Here is a 14,770-nt window from a genome sequence, read left to right on the forward strand (position 1 = left end):
ACGGCCGCGGCGCGGTGGGAGGATGGCCGAGCAACCCGCACGCGGAGAGGAGGCCGGTCCGGGTGACTCTTCCGCGCACGTTCGCCTTCCACCCCAGGGCGGCCGCGACCCGCCGCGGCGAGCGCAGGCTGAACCTCCGCGACGCGACGGCGATGGCGGTCGGCGGCATGATCGGCGGCGGCATCTTCAGCGTGCTCGGCGTCACGGTCGGGCTCGCCGGGCACCTGGCGTTCGTGGCCTTCGCCATCGGCGGGCTGATCGCCCTGATGACGGCGCACTCCTTCGGCGCGCTCTCGATGCGGGCGGGGCGTTCGGGCGGGCTGTTCGTGTTCCTCGACGATGCCGGTCACCGCGGGCTCGGCGCGATGCTGTCGTGGCTGCTCATGTTCGGCTACGTCATCGCGCTCGCGGTGTACGGCTTCACCTTCGGGCACTACGCCGCGAACGTGCTCGGGCTGCCCGAGCTCGCCGCCGACGCCGGCTCGGTGCTGGTGCTCGCGGTCTTCCTGCTCATCAACCTGCGCGGCGTCGGAGCGTCGGCCTGGTCCGAGGACCTGGTCGTCGCGGTCAAGCTGCTCGTGCTCGCCCTGATCGCCGGCGTCGGGCTCGCGCATTTCTCACCCGAACGCCTCGCCCCGGCGGCCGACGTCACCGCCGCAGGCGTGTTCGTCGCGGCGAGCTCGATCTTCGTCGCCTACGAGGGCTTCGAGCTCCTCTCGTACGACTACGACGACATCGAGCGCCCGCGGCGCACGCTCCCCCGGGCCCTGTACCTCTCGGTCGGACTCGTCGCCGTGATCTACGTCGTCGTGACGATCGGCACCCAGATGCTCGTGAGCGACGACCAGATCGTGGCGCAGCGCGAGGTCGCGTTCGCGACCGCCGGCCAGGCCGCGCTGGGCACGGCCGGCTACTGGATCGCGACGCTCGGGGCGCTGCTCGCCTCGAGCTCGGCGATCAACGCGACGCTCTTCTCGACGGCACGGCAGATGCACGAGGTCGCCGCGGCGGGCGAACTTCCCTCCGTCTTCGCGCGATCCCGGAACGGCCTGCCCGTGTCGGCGCTGGTGCTGCTCGCGGTCTTCGGCGCCGCCTTCGCCATGCTGCCCGACATCGGGTCGCTGCTGGCCTTCGGGTCGGCGATGTTCCTGATGGTCTTCGGGGTCACGAACGCGCTTGCCTTCGTGGTGCTGCGCGGCGCGCTCACCCGGACCGTCAGCGGCGTCGGCGCGCTGGCATGCTTCGCCGCCCTCGCGACGCTCGTCGTGCAGCAGCTCGCCTCGAGCCCGTCGACGGTGCTGCTCATGGTCGTCTGCGTGCTGGTGATCGCGGCGCTCCGCTGGGGGTTCCTGCGACTCCGTGCGCGGCGATCCGCTTCGGACGCCCGAGGCGAGGAGCGGCACTGACCCGCGCTGAGCCGCGCTTCACGAGCGGACCGCCTCGGCGACTCAGGCGCGTTGGCGGATCTCCTCGCGCAGCTCGCGGATCTCGGCGGTGAGCTGGTCGATGTGGGCCTTGGTGGCGACCTGCTCGGCCTCGTTGGTCTCGCTCACGCGCTCGACGATCCACGACGCGAGCGTGCCGGTCACCACGCCGATCAGCGCGATGCCGCCGATCATGACGCCGACGGCGACGAGCTGCCCGGTCGGCGTGACGGGGAAGAAGTCTCCGTAGCCGACGGTGGTGATCGTGACGAACGCCCACCACAGCCCCTCGCCGAACCCCTCGATCGACCCGCCGTTGCCCCGCTCCGCGTCGAGTACGGCGAGCGCCGCCACGTAGACGAGCAGCACTGACGCCGCTGCGGCGTACAGGATCACCTTGCCGCGCAGCATCGCGCCGGCCGTGCGGCCGAGCACGGTGAGGATCGTCACCACCCGGAGCAGCCGGAGCGGACGCAGCACGGGCAGCATCACCACGGCGAGGTCGAGCAGGTGCCGCAGGAACCACCGGCGCCGGTCCTCGGCGAGCGCGAGGTTCACGACGTAGTCGAGTGCGAAGAGCGCCCAGGTGCCCCAGATGATCGACTCGGCGAGCAGCGCGTCCGGTCCGTCGAGTTGGGCGATCACCTCCCACGAATACGCCGCGAGGAACAGGAGTGCGGCGACGAGGAGGGGCCATTCGACGAGCTTCTGCCAGGACTGCTGGGACATCCGTCCACCGTAGGAAGCGGAAGTCACGGTTCGGTCACGCGAAGCGGCCTACCCCGTGGCGATGACGATCCGCTCCTGGTTCGCACCCTTCTTGCCGGGCTTGTAGTTGCGCTCGACGTTGCCGGATTCGTCGACGGAGAACCACTTCACGGTGGTGGTGGCGTCGATGAGGATCGCCTCGCCGCCCTCGCGGATTCCCGCCGATCGGTACTCGGGCGACGAGTAGGTCGGGTTCGAGCCGTCGAGCGTGTAGTGGATGGTGACGGGCTCGCTGGCGTCGAACTCGACCGCGACGGGGCCCGAGTACGGGCTCGTGCCGGGCTGTACCAACCACGACCGCGGCTTCGCGCGGTCGTCGGACCAGTCCTTCGCGACCTGGTAGAGCTCGACGACGCCGTTGGAGAACTCCATCATCTCGTCGTACGCCTCGCTCCACTCGGGCTGGAAGGAGGTGCCGACCTCGAAGTTCCACGCGTAGATGTCGTGCACGTACCAGAGCTGGTCGCCCGAGTTGCCGGCGGCCGAATAGAGCACGTCCGCGATGGGACCGGTCCGTGCGGGCGTCACGCTGAGGCCGCGCCACTCCTTGATCGCCGAGAGGATGCGCTCCGAGGACTCATAGAAGTACTGCTCGGTCCCGAGGCTCGGTCGCGGCAGGGTGATCCGGCCCGGCATCGAGTACGCGCCCGGGGACCACATGAAGTAGTTGCCCGAGCTGTGGATGTTCATCGCGAAGTCGATGTTCGGGTAGGTGCTCGCGATCCAGTCGAGGTTTCGGGACTCCGGCTCGGACTGCTCTGACGGACCGGCGTAGACCGCCGAGGTGCAGTCGTCGGAGGCGCCCTCGTAGCCGTCGAAGATCGACCCGTAGGCCTGGTTCCGGTTGTCGTCGACGCCCCAGTTGTTGCGCGCGTTGACGTCGTTCGGCTCACCGGGGCCGCAGTAGTTGGTCATGTTCTTCCGCTGGAACGCGGAGTCGTAGAAGCTGTACAGCGCCCCGTCCGGGTTCACCGTCGGCACGATGAAGATGTCGAGGTTGTCGACCAGTCGGCGTGTGTCGGCGTCGGTCTGGTAATTGTGCAGCATCCGGTACGCGGTCTCGATGTTGACGAGCGGCGTCTGCCACTCCCGCGCGTGCTCCTGCGAGTAGGTGAGCACGCCGGTCTTCGATCCGTCGCGGTGCTTGCCGATGCGCAGCGCCTTCACCTGGAACGGCTCGCGCGGGATGCTCTCGGGCGCGTTCAGCTGGTCGTCGAGGGGCTCCGCCCCGGCCGCGACCACGGCGCCGCCGCCGGCATTTCCGCGGTAGGTGCTCGCCTGCACGAGCAGCGAGGCGTCGGCGTCGGCGTTGATCGCAGCGGCCACCTGGGCCGCGGTCGAGGTTGCCGTGCCCGTCGCATCCGTCGCCAACCGCACCCGGATGTCGTTGCCGCTCACTGCCACGTCGAGCGTCGCGTTCGGCCCGGTCGCCGCGTACTCGATGGTGAGGTCGTTGCCTCCCTCGTGGCCCCATGCGAGCGAGGTCAGCACGACGCGTTGCGAGTTCGCCCCGCCCGAGAGGTGCATCGCGGCACGGCGATATCCGTTCGTCTCGTACGGCAGGTCGATGATCTCGGTCAGCGCGGGGAACTCGGCGTGCATCTGCTCGATGATGTCCATGAGCTCGTGCGCGTCCGGGTAGTGGTCGAGGAAGCCCGACTCGTACCCGGCGCCCGGGGCGTGGCCCGGCGCGCTGCCGGGCTCCGTATCGGCGAGCCACTCGGTCACGTCGGCCTCGGCCGACCCGCCGCCGGAGCTCGTCACGCGCACCGTGGCGGGCGGCGGCATCGACGGAAGGAGCCCGATGATGCCGACGGCCGGAAGGCCGCTGCGGATGATCGTGCCGTCGTCCTGCGAGATCATCGCCGACGGGATGGTGATCGACGGGTCGCTGCCCGTCATCGCGAACGGGGCGCCGGCATTGTTGTTCGCGACGACGACCGCCGAAGCGCCGGCGGCCTGCGCGTTGGCGACCTTCACGACGAAGGCGCAGGCGCCGCGATCGACCAGCGCGATGCTCCCCGCCGGGAATCCGATCAGCGGATCGCACGCGAGGGTCGATCCGCCCGCGCTCTGCGCGAGCTCGACGGCACCCGCCACGCCGGTCACGTCGAGCGGAGTGCCGAACGCGGACCCGATCGCAGTGTAGCTGCCGGCCGCCGAGCCGCCCGCGATCACGAGCGCCGCACGGTTGCTGAGCTCGACCTGCACACGGTGGTACAGGTACTCCCCCGCGTCGACGAAGGCCTCCATCGTGGCGCTACCGCCGTCGCCGATCGCGGTGCCCGGTCCGGCATCCCACTCGACGGTCAGGTCGGCGGCGTCGGCGTCGCTGCTCTTCGCCTCGACCGACAGGAACTCCGTGTCATCCGTCGACGTGAAGTAGTCGGCGCGGGCGATGACGACCTCGTCCGTCGTGAGCAGGTCCGCCTCGGCCTCGGTCTCAGCGGCAGCGTCGATCGCCGCGTCTCGCTCGGCCATCCGCGCCGCGCGCGTCGCCTCGATCTGCGCCTCGTCGGCCACGACTTGGACGCCGACGCCCATCGCCTCGAGTTCCGCGATCTGCGCGTTGGTGACGATGCCGGTCACGGCGAACCCGTCGGCGGTGCGCGCGACGTCGTGGTCGAGGTCGTAGCCCCCGCTCACGACGGCGCCGAGAAGGTCGCCGTCCGCCATGGTCAGGGTGACGATCGAGACGGCATCCGGGTCGTCAGGTCCGCCGGCAACCGGCTCGGCATTGGCGCCCGCCGCGGTGAGCGAAGCGCCGAGCACGAGTGCTGCGGTGACTCCGAGGACGGTGAAGCGGCGGTTCCACGATCCGGACATCACAAGATCCAACCCGGTGCGTGATCGGGACGCCCGCCGGTGGACGACGCGCGACGCACCCGCGGCACACGATTCCGAGTTCACGAGGATCCCTCAACCCCCAGAACCGGTGCCACGACGATACGGTCGGCCACGCCGATCAGTGGAACACCGACCTGGCGTCGGCTGTGACCTCGATGGGCACGGTGAACGGTATGAGATCCGTCGAGATCGGCGCGTGCCACACGGCACGGAGCGTCACGCTCGCGCTGCGGCCGTCGCCCGAGTCGGCTCGCACGAGCTCGAGCCCACGCAACGAGTGCTCGGAACCGGCGAGGTAGTCGGCAGCCGCGTCGGCGACGGATGCCTCATCGAGGCCGAACACGAGCGCGTCACCCTCGATCCGGACCTCGTCGAGCCGCCACGCCTCGGCGGCCGCGAGGGCGGCGCCGTCGGCCAAGGTGAAGAGCCGCTTGCGTTCGAGGTACAGCGACGTCGCCGAGGTCACGACCAGGATCAGGGCGAGTGCCAGCACGCCATAGAAGATGGCCAGCAGCAGCGTGGAGCCCGAATCCTCATCGCGCAGGTCCTTCGCGACCCGGCCGTTCACGGTGCACCCGCGAACCGCGAGACCGTCTGCATCGCCTGCGACTCGAGCCGCACCGTCCCGATCCCGCTCGACGCGAGCACCTGCGGCACCATGGGCAACGCCACCGAGGCTCCCACGACGACGGTCACCCGCGTGCCCGCCGTGCCGCACGGACCGCTGCAGTCGACGGCGACGGATGCCGCATCCACGTCGATCCCGTAGTCGGCGAGCACCACGCGCACGGCGCGCTCGACGGATGCCGCGGGCCCGCCGGCATCCGCTCGCAGCACCGCGACGCGGGCCGCCTGTCGCGCCGCGCCTTCGACGCCGAGGGCCGCCGCCTGGATCGATGACATCGCCAGCACGAGGTAGACGAGCGGAACCAGCAGGATCATTGCGACCGTGAGGAACTCGAGCGAGGCCGAGCCGGACTCGTGGGTGAGCGGACTTCGGCGCGCGCCGTCGAACCGGTACCGTCGATGCTCCGCGAACCCGCGACGCCGGCCGTCAGTCGAGCATCTCGATCGCGGCATGGCCGGTCACCTCCATGGCGCGTTCGGGTCCGAGCAGGCCGATGACGGGGAGCGAGATTCGGACCGTGACGGCGATCGCGGGGACGCCTCCGACATCGGTCGTGGTGGTCGAGACCTCCCCGGCGAACTCGGCGGCGATGGCCGCATCGATGAGCTGCCGAGTTCGCTCGACACCCGCCGCGGGCGAGGATCCGGCGAGCGCGGCGTATCGCGCGCCCTCGGCCGCCGCGTCGAGCACCGTGTTGCGCACGTGCAGCGCCAGGGCGAGTTGCGCGACCGCGAGCAGCAGCGCCGTGAGCAGCACGCCGACCAGCGAGAACTCTGCGACCGCGGACCCTCGATCATCGCCGAGCCGGTTCAGAAGCCGACGACGCGATCGATCGCCTGGTCGAAGACGCCTGCGAGGGCCGGGCCGGCGAGGCCCCAGATCACGATGACGAGTCCCGCCGTCATGAGGGTGATGAGCACCCATCCGGGCACGTCGCCACGTTCCTCGGCGAGTCGTCGGGCGATCCATCGGGGCATGAGGAGTCCTTCCGTCGGGGGACGAGGTTCGGCGGTGCATCAGAAGCCCGCCTGGAGAACGAGGTAGCCGGGGAACAGCGCGAAGGCGATGGTGACCGGCAGGATGAGGAAGATGAGCGGCACGAGCATCGCGATCTCCTTGCGCCCGGCGAGCTCGATGATCGTGCGCTTGGCCTCCGCGCGCGCGTCTCCGGCCTGCGCACGCAGCACCTCGGCGAGCGGCGTGCCGCGATCGAGTGCGCCGAGTACCTGGTCGATCGCGCGTGAGAGCGCCGGATGCTCGAGACCGTCGCGGACGTCGGCGAGGGCGATGCCGAGCGGCACTCCCGTGCCGACCGCCGCGACGACGCCCGAGAACTCCCGAGCCAGTTCACCGGACCCCGTCCGCGCGATCCGACGGAGCGCGTCCAGCAGGCCCTCGCCTGCCGTGAGGCTCAACGTGAGGAACTCGAGCACCGTCGGGAGTTCGCTCGTGATGCGCGCGAGCCGCTGTCGCGCGGCGCGTTGCAGCATCCAGTCGGCGGCGACCGCAGCGACCGCGGCCCCGAACGGCGGCACCGCCCAGCGCAGCACGTCCGGCGCCGACTCCAGCGCGGGCGCGAACAGCGCGAACACGGCGGCGAGGGCGAAGCCGACGGCCGCCCAGGCGAGTTGACGTCCGCGGAAGCGCTCGACCGTGGCATCCACCCCGGCCTGCCTGAGCCGCCGCGCGATGGCGTCATTGCCCCCGAGGATCGATGACAGGATGCCACGGGCCCGCCGGGACGCGGGCAGGACGAGCATCCCGATGACCGAGCTCGGATCGGATGCCGGCCGGGCTCGCATGGCGCGCGCCTCGGCGGAGAAGTCGGTGATGTACGGCGCCACGCGTTCGACGAGGCGTGCGCGGCCGATGCGTGGAACCGATGCCGCGACCAGCCAGAGCCCGAGGCCGAGGACCGCGCCGAGCGCGACGGCGACCAACGGAGTCGTACTCAGCTGAACCATCGCTGCTCCTCCGGGAGGCGGCCGAGCCCGAGCATGACCCGATAGGCGACGATCGTGACGGCGACGCCGCAGAGGATGAGCGCGGTGCCCGCAGCGGAGTCGAACGCGACCAGCGTCTCGGGGCGAGTCGCGAGCACGCAGAGCAGGAGCCATGGCGCAGCGACACCGAGTCGAGCCGCGTTGCGGATCCAGCCCTGGCGCGCGAGCACTTCGGCCCGGAGCGCGGCATCCTCTCGGAGGTGGCTCGCGAGCCCTCGCAGCACCGCGGTGAGGTCGGTGCCGCCGACCTCGCGCGCCATGCGGAGGGTCTCGAGGATGCGATCGGCGACCGGGTCGGCCAGCCGGGTCTTCAGCATGTCGACAGCCGCGCCGAAGTCGCCTGTGCGGCGGAACTCGTCGTCGAACCCTGCGAATGCGCTTCGCGTCGCGGCCGGACCGAGGTCACCGAGGGCGGCGATCGCATCGGGCAGGTTGATGCCGGCGCGCACGCTCGAGACGAGGTGGTCGACGACGTCGGGCCAGATCGCGCGATTCGTCGCCCGGCGCCGATTCGCGCGTGCCCTGATGACGACGGGAGTCACGACCGCCGCGAGGAGCCCGGCGATCAGCGCGAGCAGCGGGACCCCGAACACGGCCTGCGCGACCGCCGACGCGATCGCCGCCAGCACGATGCACAGCGCGACGACCACGACGATCGGCACCGCGTGGAGGCCTGCGAGTGCGAACTCGTCGCGAACGGCCTCGATCGGTCCGCGCCGCCCGCCGCGTGCGCTCGTTCCGCCACCCGTACGAGCGCTCGCGGGCCACAGCCACGGCGACAGCGCCAGCAGGAGCCCGACGCCGAGCGTCGTGCCGAGGACGAGGCTCACGCCGCTGCGCCCAGGACGATCGCGGGATCCAGCCCGGCCGCCTCGAACTTCTCGGACCTGCTCGGGTAGGCGCCGGTGCGCGCGAGAACGCCCGTCGATCGGTCGTACCGGAAGATCGCCTCGGCCTCGACACCTGCTCCGACCGCCTTCCCCGTGGTCGCGGCGATCTCGGCGACGCGGCGGCGTCCGTCGCGGTCGATGGCGAGGTGCACGACGAGGTCGATGCAGGAGGCCACGGTCGGCACGACGAAGCCAGAGTCGATGTTCCGGCCCGCGAGGAGCGGGAGCGTGCAGAGCTTCGCGAGCGCATCCTGGGCCGAGTTCGCGTGGATCGTGCACATGCCGGGCAGGCCCGAATTCAGCGCGATCAGCAGGTCCAGGCTCTCCGCCTCGCGAACCTCGCCGACGACGAGTCGATCGGGCCGCATCCGCAGCGCCTCCTTCACGAGCCTCCGCAACGTGATCTCGCCCGAGCCTTCGAGGTTCGGCTGGCGGCACTGCATCGCCACCAGGTCGCGGACGTCGAGGTCGAGTTCGAACGTCTCCTCGACGGTGACGACCCGCTCCCCCGTGCGCGTCGCCGCGAGCAGCGCGTTGAGCATGGTGGTCTTGCCGGTGTGCGTCGCACCCGAGACGAGCACGTTGGCACCGGCGAGCACGCCCATACGCAGGAACTCCGCGGCCTGGCGGGTGATCGAGCCGAGTTCGACGAGCTGCGGCAGCGACCGGATGCGCTGCTGGAACTTCCGGATGTTCACGGCCCAGTGTGCGCGCGTGACGTCGGGGATCGCGACGTGCAGGCGGGAGCCGTCGGGCAGCGACGCGTCGACGAACGGTGAACTCAGGTCGACCCTGCGGCCCGAGTGCTGCAGCATCCGCTCGACCAGGTCGCGCACCTCGCGATCGGCGAGCACGACCGTGGTGAGTTCGGCCACGCCACGGCGCGCGACGAACACGCGAGTGGGCGAGTTGATCCAGATCTCCTCCACCGTCGGGTCGTCGAAGAACGGCTGCAGCGGCCCGTAGCCGGTGAGGGATGCCACGACCTCGCGCGCAGCGCCCTGCTCGTCGACGAGCGGTGCGTGCGCCCCGGCGAGTGCTCGCTCGGAGTACCGGCGCACCTCCTCGGCCGCGAAACGCGCGGCAGCCGCGTCGTCGCGTGCGAGGTCGACGCCCTCGCGGAGCACCCGACCGCGCACCCGCTCGGCGATGGTGCGCACGGGGTCCGACATGGCTCCCATCATGGAGAAGCCGGGCGGATGGCCCGCGCGGTTATCCACACCGACGCTCGCGGCGCCCGCTCACCGCCTCAGCGGGAACGGGCGCCGCGGCATCCGCGACTCAGGTCGCCGGCGAGCACACGTACCGGTACGGCCCCGGCAGGGGCGGACCGATGATGGGGCCGTTCTGCAGGTCGATGACGGCCGAGACGCCGCCGAGGGCTTCGCAATGCTCGTCGAGGCCGGACTTCACGGTCGGCGACGGCTCCGAGAAGAAGTCACCGCACGTGGCCTGGCTGGAGGCGAACGCGAACTCGACGCCGGGCAGTCCGTCGCAGACCGTGCCCATGGCGACCGTCGCCGGTCGGGCGCAGAGGACCGTGACGTTCAGGTCGTCACCGCCACGGAATGGGTTCGGGATCGTCACGACGTCCCAGACCGCCGTCTCGGCCGGGCACGCCGGCGCGAGCGCCGACCTCAGGGTGAACTCGCTGCCCTGGTACTCGATCCACCGGCAGCCGAGCGAGGTGAACGTCGCGAAGTACGCTCCTCCAGCCCCTGCGCAGGCTTCCTGCACCGTGGGCGGCGGCGGCGTGAACGTGATCGTCACCTGGCCCACGGCGGTGAGCTCGCCGTCGGAGAGCGTGTAGACGAATCCGGCGGATTCCGCCGCCTCATCCGGCGCGAACTCGATCGATTCGCCGTTCAACACGGCGCTGCCCGACGTCGCATCGGACACCGCGGTGATGGCGAGGTCCGCACTGTCGACGTCGGAGTCGTTCGCGAGCAGGTCGGCGACCGGGATGACGACCGGGTCGCCGGCGACCGCCTGGACCGCGTCGTCGCCCGCGACCGGGGCGTCGTTGACCGGCACGACCGTGACCACGATCGAGCCGATCGCATCGGCCAGCCCGTCGGAGACCACGTAGGGAAGCGTCCTCGTGCCGTTGAAGTCCTGCGGCGGCGTGTAGGTCAGGCCACCGCCGGCCGTGAACTCGAGCACCTCGTCCCCCGGCTCACCGGTTCCGGTGCCCTCCACGCCCGTCGCCGAGAGCGCATCGCCGTCGACGTCGACGTCGTTGCCGAGGAACCCCGGCTCCGCGACCACGAGGATCGCATCCTCGTCGACCGAGTACTCATCGAGGGTCGCCACGGGGGCGTCGTTCACCGATGCGACCGAGATCGTGGCGGTCGCGGGCGTGAGCGCCCCGTTCCCGTCGTCGACGAGGTACTCGAACGAATCACCGCCCGAGAAGTTCTCGTCCGGGACGTACTGGAAGGACCCGTCCGCGTTCAGTGCGAGCGTGCCGTGCGTCGGCGCGACGCCGAGTTCTGCGATGAGCACGTCGCCGTCGGCATCGGTGTCGTTGGCGAGGACGCCCGACGGGGCGACCGTCAGCACGACATCCTCGTCCGTCGCGTACCCCTCGCCGACCGCGACGGGCGGTTCGTTGACGAGGACGACCGCCACCAAGCCGGAGGCCGAACCGCGGTCGCTGAGCCGGAGCTCGACGGAGAATGTCCACTCCCCCCGAGCGAGGTCGGCGAGCGTCGCCTCGAAGTCCGTCGACTTCGCCGCGGCGCCGACCTGCGACCCGCACCCCACCGGGCCGATCGAGCCGTCGGGCGCGGTGAGTGCGCACGACATCGACACGATCGCCTTCGGTGCGCGGTTGATCGTGTACCCGACGGTGGCGGATCCGGTCGCGACGACCGGCTCCGCGAACTCCACCACCGGCTTCGAGGACCCCGGAGCCGCCGATGCGGGCGCGGCGCCGATCATCCCGCCGAACACGACGAGCGCGACCGCCGCGGCCGCGGCCGCCATCCCTCGTCGGCGTCGCGGTGGGGTGGGCGGACGACCGGGTGAGGCACCGGATCGGGCGTCGGAGCGACCGGGGGCGGTCGTCGTTCGGGTGGCGGGCAGGTGGGATCGCATGGTGCCTCCTACGGCATCCGGCCACGGCCCGCGGCACCTCGAAGCTAGCCGATCCGGACCCGCGCGGCGGCCCCCAGTCCGCGGGGCACGGCCCGAGCACTCCAGCAGTCACATGCCGGCGATCGGCGGCACCCTCGGCCCGTCGGGCGAGCGCTCCTTCCCGCATCGGCCGCACGAGTAGTACGCCGTTCCGCTCTCCGGCTCGTGCTGCAGCACCCACTTGTGGATGCCGATCCGGCACTCCCAGTTCTTCTCAGCCATGGTCCGCTCCCGTCTCCGGGTCTGGGGGAACCGACCGACAAGATACTCCTCCGGGCCCGGTGCCGCACCTGCGTGGTCGGTCACCCGTCGAGCTCGTCGAGCGCGGCCCGCGCCTCGTCACGAGCGCGTGCCGACCTCGCCGCCTCGGCGGCCGCCGATTCCCTGGCGCGCGTCGCGATGCGCACCTCCCGCTCGGCGGGGCGGAGCTCGTCGCGCACCTCCGACAGGCGTCGTTCGAGCTCGTCGCGCTCGGTCTCCAGGTCGTCGAACCGGCGCACCGCGGTCTCGAGGCGAGCGGATGCCTCGGCGACCGTCTGCTCGTCGTCCTCGGCGCGCTCGCGCGCCTGCCGCAGTTCCTCGTCGAGCCGCTCGCGTTCCCGGCGAGCCGCCTCGGCGGCCCGGTCGACGTCGGGCGCACGCGAAGCGCCGCGGGAGGACGCATCCGCCCGCCCCGCGCGCCGCTCGTTCCGCGCGTCGGGCCGCTCGGACGGGCGCTTGCCGAGCCGGCGCGGCGGGCCCGGCTCGCCGCCGCCGACCGCACCCGCGAGATCGACCTCGACACCGACCGCGCGGAGGCTCCGCACGAGGCGTCCGCTGGCGACGGCGGCACCCGCCTCCTCGGACACGCTCGCGGCGACGAAGGTCTGCTCGACCTCGTCGAGCACGGCGCGCGACGGCGGGCGGTCCGCGTCACCCGCCGTCGAGGTCGCCAGTCGCACGAGGTCGCCGATGAGCTCGCGCCGTTCCGCGACGAGCGCGCCGAGCGCGCGGCCGTCGCAAGCGGCCTGCGCGTCGGCGAGTTCGCCGCCGAGGCCCACGAGGTCGCCGACGCGGTCGGGCTCGTCGCGCGCGAGGCGGTTCACGATCCACGCCGAGGGCGACGGGCGGCGCAGCGCGCCGATGGCCTTGGCCGAGGCAACGTCGCCGCCGGTCCGGGCGTCGGCCGCACGCGCGTTGCGCGCCGCCGTGAACTCCTCGGGCACGAGCGAGTAGAGCGCATCGGCCGCCTCCGCCACCGGGTCGGTCGCCATGCGTCCATCATCGCGCGCCGGAGGGCGCGCGCACCCGAGTTCGCAGGATCAGGCGGGTCGTCTCCGCGCGAGCGGACGCATGCGGCGTCTCATCCTGCGACCTCGGCGCGCCGAGCCGAACCCGCGTGTGCGCGGGCGCCACGCCCGCCCGCCCGCCTCACACCGTCTCGAGGTACTTGTGCACGAGGCTGACCGCGACCGAGCCCTGCCCCACGGCCGACGCCACGCGTCGCATGACATCGTGTCGCACGTCGCCGGCGGCGAAGATCCCGGGCACGCTCGCCTCCTGGAGGAACGGGTCGCGCTGCGGCGTCCAGCCCCGTGGGCGGCGACCGTCGCGCACGAGGTCCTGGCCGGTGAGCACGAAGCCGTGGTCGTCGAGCTCGACGAGGTCGCGCACGACGTTGGTGCCGGGCACGGCGCCGATGAAGACGAACATGGCGTCGGCGGGCAGGTCCTGCTCCCCGCCGGTCGCGATGTCGCTGACCGTGACCGACTCGAGGCGGTCCTCGCCGGTCAACGAGACGACCCGCGAGTGCGGGCGCACCGTGATGTTCGGCGTCGACGCGATCTGGTCGATCAGGTATCGCGACATCGACGACTCGAGCCCGTCGCCGCGCACGAGGATCGTGACCTCGGCCGCGTACCGCGACAGGAACATCGCGCCCTGGCCGGCCGAGTTCGCGCCGCCGACGACGGCCACGCGGCATCCGCTGTACGCCACCGCCTCGGAGGCGGCCGCGCCGTAGTAGACGGATGCCCCGAGGAGCTGCTCCTCGCCGGGCACGCCCAGCGTGCGCGCCGACACGCCCGTCGCGAGCACGAGCGCACGGCAGCGCAGCTCGCTGCCGTCGTCGAGCGTGACGATCTTGTACGAGTCCTCCAGGCGGATGCCGGTCACCGCCTGCGGGCTCAGGATCTCGGCGCCGAGGCGCTTCGCCTGCGTCACCGCGCGTCGGGCGAGGTCGGCGCCGCTGATGCCGTTCGGGAAGCCGAGGTAGTTCTCGATGCGCGAGCTCGTGCCGGCCTGCCCGCCCGGAACCTCGCGCTCGACGACCGCGGTGCGCAGGCCCTCCGAGGCGCCGTAGACGGCGGCCGCGAGCCCGGCGGGGCCGGCACCGACGACGACGAGGTCGTAGAACGGCTGCTGCGCGGGCGCCCGCAGGCCGATGCGCTCGGCCAGCTCGTGCAGGTCGGGGCAGAACAGCGTCGTGCCGTCGGGCAGGAACACCACGGGCAGCTTGCGCGCCCCGCTCGTGGAGGCCTCGACGAGCTCGCGCGCACCCTCGTTCTTCTCGATGTCGAGCCACTGGTACGGAATCTGGCTGCGCGCCAGGAAGTCCTTCACCGCGTGCGTGGTCGGCGACCACAGCGTGCCCGCGACGCGGATGCCCTCGTACACGGGCGGCGCCGAGGCTCGCCAGTCGTCGAGCAGGTCGTCGATCACGGGGTAGAGCCGCTCCTCCGGCGGGTCCCACGGCTTCAACAGGTAGTAGTCGAGGTCGAGCGCGTTGATCGAGGTGATCGCCGCGTTCGTGTCGGCGTAGGCGGTGAGCAGCACGCGCTTGGCGTCGGGCACGAGCCTCAGCGCCTGCTCGAGGAACTCGGTGCCGGTCATGCCCGGCATCCGCTGGTCGACGATGAACAGCGCCACGGGCGTGCCGCGCTTGAGGTACTCCCCCACCGCGTCGAGGCCCTCCTGACCGGACGACGCCTTCACGACCCGGTAGTCCGCGCGGTAGCGCGCCTGGAGGTCGCGGGCGATCGCGTTGAGCACCTGCGGCTCGTCGTCGACCGTCATGATCACCGGCTTGGCCAC

At 71.8% G+C, this 14,770-nt stretch carries 14 protein-coding genes; 1 reads left to right on the plus strand and 13 read right to left on the minus strand.

Annotated features, from left to right (window positions below; genetic code table 11):
• Positions 1-62 precede the first annotated feature (62 nt).
• A complete protein-coding gene (locus tag ACSJD1_RS08800) occupies positions 63-1,406 on the plus strand; it encodes an APC family permease (protein ID WP_438854932.1) in 1,344 nt (447 codons plus the stop codon).
• A 42-nt stretch (positions 1,407-1,448) separates the two neighbouring features.
• Here ACSJD1_RS08800 and ACSJD1_RS08805 read toward each other — a convergent pair whose 3' ends face one another.
• From ACSJD1_RS08805 to ACSJD1_RS08865, 13 genes are all read right to left on the minus strand, one after another.
• Positions 1,449-2,153, minus strand: a complete 705-nt coding sequence (locus ACSJD1_RS08805; RefSeq protein WP_438854933.1) for a potassium channel family protein — start codon at positions 2,151-2,153, stop codon at positions 1,449-1,451.
• A gap of 48 nt (positions 2,154-2,201) precedes the next feature.
• Positions 2,202-5,018 (minus strand): M14 family metallopeptidase, encoded by a 2,817-nt coding sequence (locus tag ACSJD1_RS08810; RefSeq protein ID WP_438854934.1) that lies wholly within the window; start codon positions 5,016-5,018, stop codon positions 2,202-2,204.
• A 139-nt stretch (positions 5,019-5,157) separates the two neighbouring features.
• Positions 5,158-5,607, minus strand: a complete 450-nt coding sequence (locus tag ACSJD1_RS08815; protein ID WP_438854935.1) for a pilus assembly protein TadG-related protein — start codon at positions 5,605-5,607, stop codon at positions 5,158-5,160.
• Positions 5,604-6,119: a TadE family protein gene (locus tag ACSJD1_RS08820; protein WP_438854936.1), complete on the minus strand. Its 516-nt coding sequence runs from the start codon at positions 6,117-6,119 to the stop codon at positions 5,604-5,606. The genes ACSJD1_RS08815 and ACSJD1_RS08820 overlap by 4 nt, the downstream gene beginning before the upstream one ends.
• Positions 6,094-6,423: a TadE/TadG family type IV pilus assembly protein gene (locus tag ACSJD1_RS08825; protein ID WP_438854937.1), complete on the minus strand. Its 330-nt coding sequence runs from the start codon at positions 6,421-6,423 to the stop codon at positions 6,094-6,096. Before ACSJD1_RS08825 ends, ACSJD1_RS08820 begins: the two co-directional genes overlap by 26 nt.
• Before the next feature lie 53 nt (positions 6,424-6,476).
• Positions 6,477-6,644 (minus strand): hypothetical protein, encoded by a 168-nt coding sequence (locus tag ACSJD1_RS08830; RefSeq protein WP_438854938.1) that lies wholly within the window; start codon positions 6,642-6,644, stop codon positions 6,477-6,479.
• 39 nt (positions 6,645-6,683) lie between these two features.
• The gene (locus ACSJD1_RS08835; RefSeq protein ID WP_438854939.1) at positions 6,684-7,631 is read right to left on the minus strand and encodes a type II secretion system F family protein; all 948 of its coding nucleotides are present in this window, start codon (positions 7,629-7,631) and stop codon (positions 6,684-6,686) included.
• Positions 7,619-8,500 carry a type II secretion system F family protein gene (locus tag ACSJD1_RS08840; protein ID WP_438854940.1) on the minus strand — a complete coding sequence of 294 codons (882 nt, stop codon included), beginning with the start codon at positions 8,498-8,500 and terminating at the stop codon, positions 7,619-7,621. Before ACSJD1_RS08840 ends, ACSJD1_RS08835 begins: the two co-directional genes overlap by 13 nt.
• A complete protein-coding gene (locus tag ACSJD1_RS08845; RefSeq protein WP_438854941.1) occupies positions 8,497-9,732 on the minus strand; it encodes a CpaF family protein in 1,236 nt (411 codons plus the stop codon). The genes ACSJD1_RS08840 and ACSJD1_RS08845 overlap by 4 nt, the downstream gene beginning before the upstream one ends.
• Positions 9,733-9,841: 109 nt before the next feature.
• The gene (locus tag ACSJD1_RS08850) at positions 9,842-11,548 is read right to left on the minus strand and encodes a cadherin-like domain-containing protein (RefSeq protein ID WP_438854942.1); all 1,707 of its coding nucleotides are present in this window, start codon (positions 11,546-11,548) and stop codon (positions 9,842-9,844) included.
• A gap of 219 nt (positions 11,549-11,767) precedes the next feature.
• Positions 11,768-11,920, minus strand: a complete 153-nt coding sequence (locus ACSJD1_RS08855; protein WP_438854943.1) for a hypothetical protein — start codon at positions 11,918-11,920, stop codon at positions 11,768-11,770.
• Between the two features lie 80 nt (positions 11,921-12,000).
• Positions 12,001-12,951, minus strand: a complete 951-nt coding sequence (locus ACSJD1_RS08860; protein ID WP_438854944.1) for a hypothetical protein — start codon at positions 12,949-12,951, stop codon at positions 12,001-12,003.
• A 157-nt stretch (positions 12,952-13,108) separates the two neighbouring features.
• Positions 13,109-14,770, minus strand: a complete 1,662-nt coding sequence (locus ACSJD1_RS08865; protein ID WP_438854945.1) for an FAD-dependent oxidoreductase — start codon at positions 14,768-14,770, stop codon at positions 13,109-13,111.

Origin of the sequence: Agromyces excoecariae, from assembly GCF_051715505.1 — a bacterium.
In the GTDB taxonomy this organism is placed as follows: domain Bacteria; phylum Actinomycetota; class Actinomycetes; order Actinomycetales; family Microbacteriaceae; genus Agromyces.

What these genes read in the sequence shown, in the direction of transcription:
- ACSJD1_RS08805 (WP_438854933.1), bottom strand. Translation starts at nt 2,153, where the DNA reads ATGTCCCAGCAGTCCTGGCAGAAGCTCGTCGAATGGCCCCTCCTCGTC.
- ACSJD1_RS08810 (WP_438854934.1), bottom strand. Translation starts at nt 5,018, where the DNA reads ATGTCCGGATCGTGGAACCGCCGCTTCACCGTCCTCGGAGTCACCGCA.
- ACSJD1_RS08820 (WP_438854936.1), bottom strand. Translation starts at nt 6,119, where the DNA reads ATGCCGCGATCGAGATGCTCGACTGACGGCCGGCGTCGCGGGTTCGCG.
- ACSJD1_RS08830 (WP_438854938.1), bottom strand. Translation starts at nt 6,644, where the DNA reads ATGCCCCGATGGATCGCCCGACGACTCGCCGAGGAACGTGGCGACGTG.
- ACSJD1_RS08835 (WP_438854939.1), bottom strand. Translation starts at nt 7,631, where the DNA reads ATGGTTCAGCTGAGTACGACTCCGTTGGTCGCCGTCGCGCTCGGCGCG.
- ACSJD1_RS08845 (WP_438854941.1), bottom strand. Translation starts at nt 9,732, where the DNA reads ATGTCGGACCCCGTGCGCACCATCGCCGAGCGGGTGCGCGGTCGGGTG.
- ACSJD1_RS08850 (WP_438854942.1), bottom strand. Translation starts at nt 11,548, where the DNA reads ATGGCGGCCGCGGCCGCGGCGGTCGCGCTCGTCGTGTTCGGCGGGATG.
- ACSJD1_RS08855 (WP_438854943.1), bottom strand. Translation starts at nt 11,920, where the DNA reads ATGGCTGAGAAGAACTGGGAGTGCCGGATCGGCATCCACAAGTGGGTG.
- ACSJD1_RS08860 (WP_438854944.1), bottom strand. Translation starts at nt 12,951, where the DNA reads ATGGCGACCGACCCGGTGGCGGAGGCGGCCGATGCGCTCTACTCGCTC.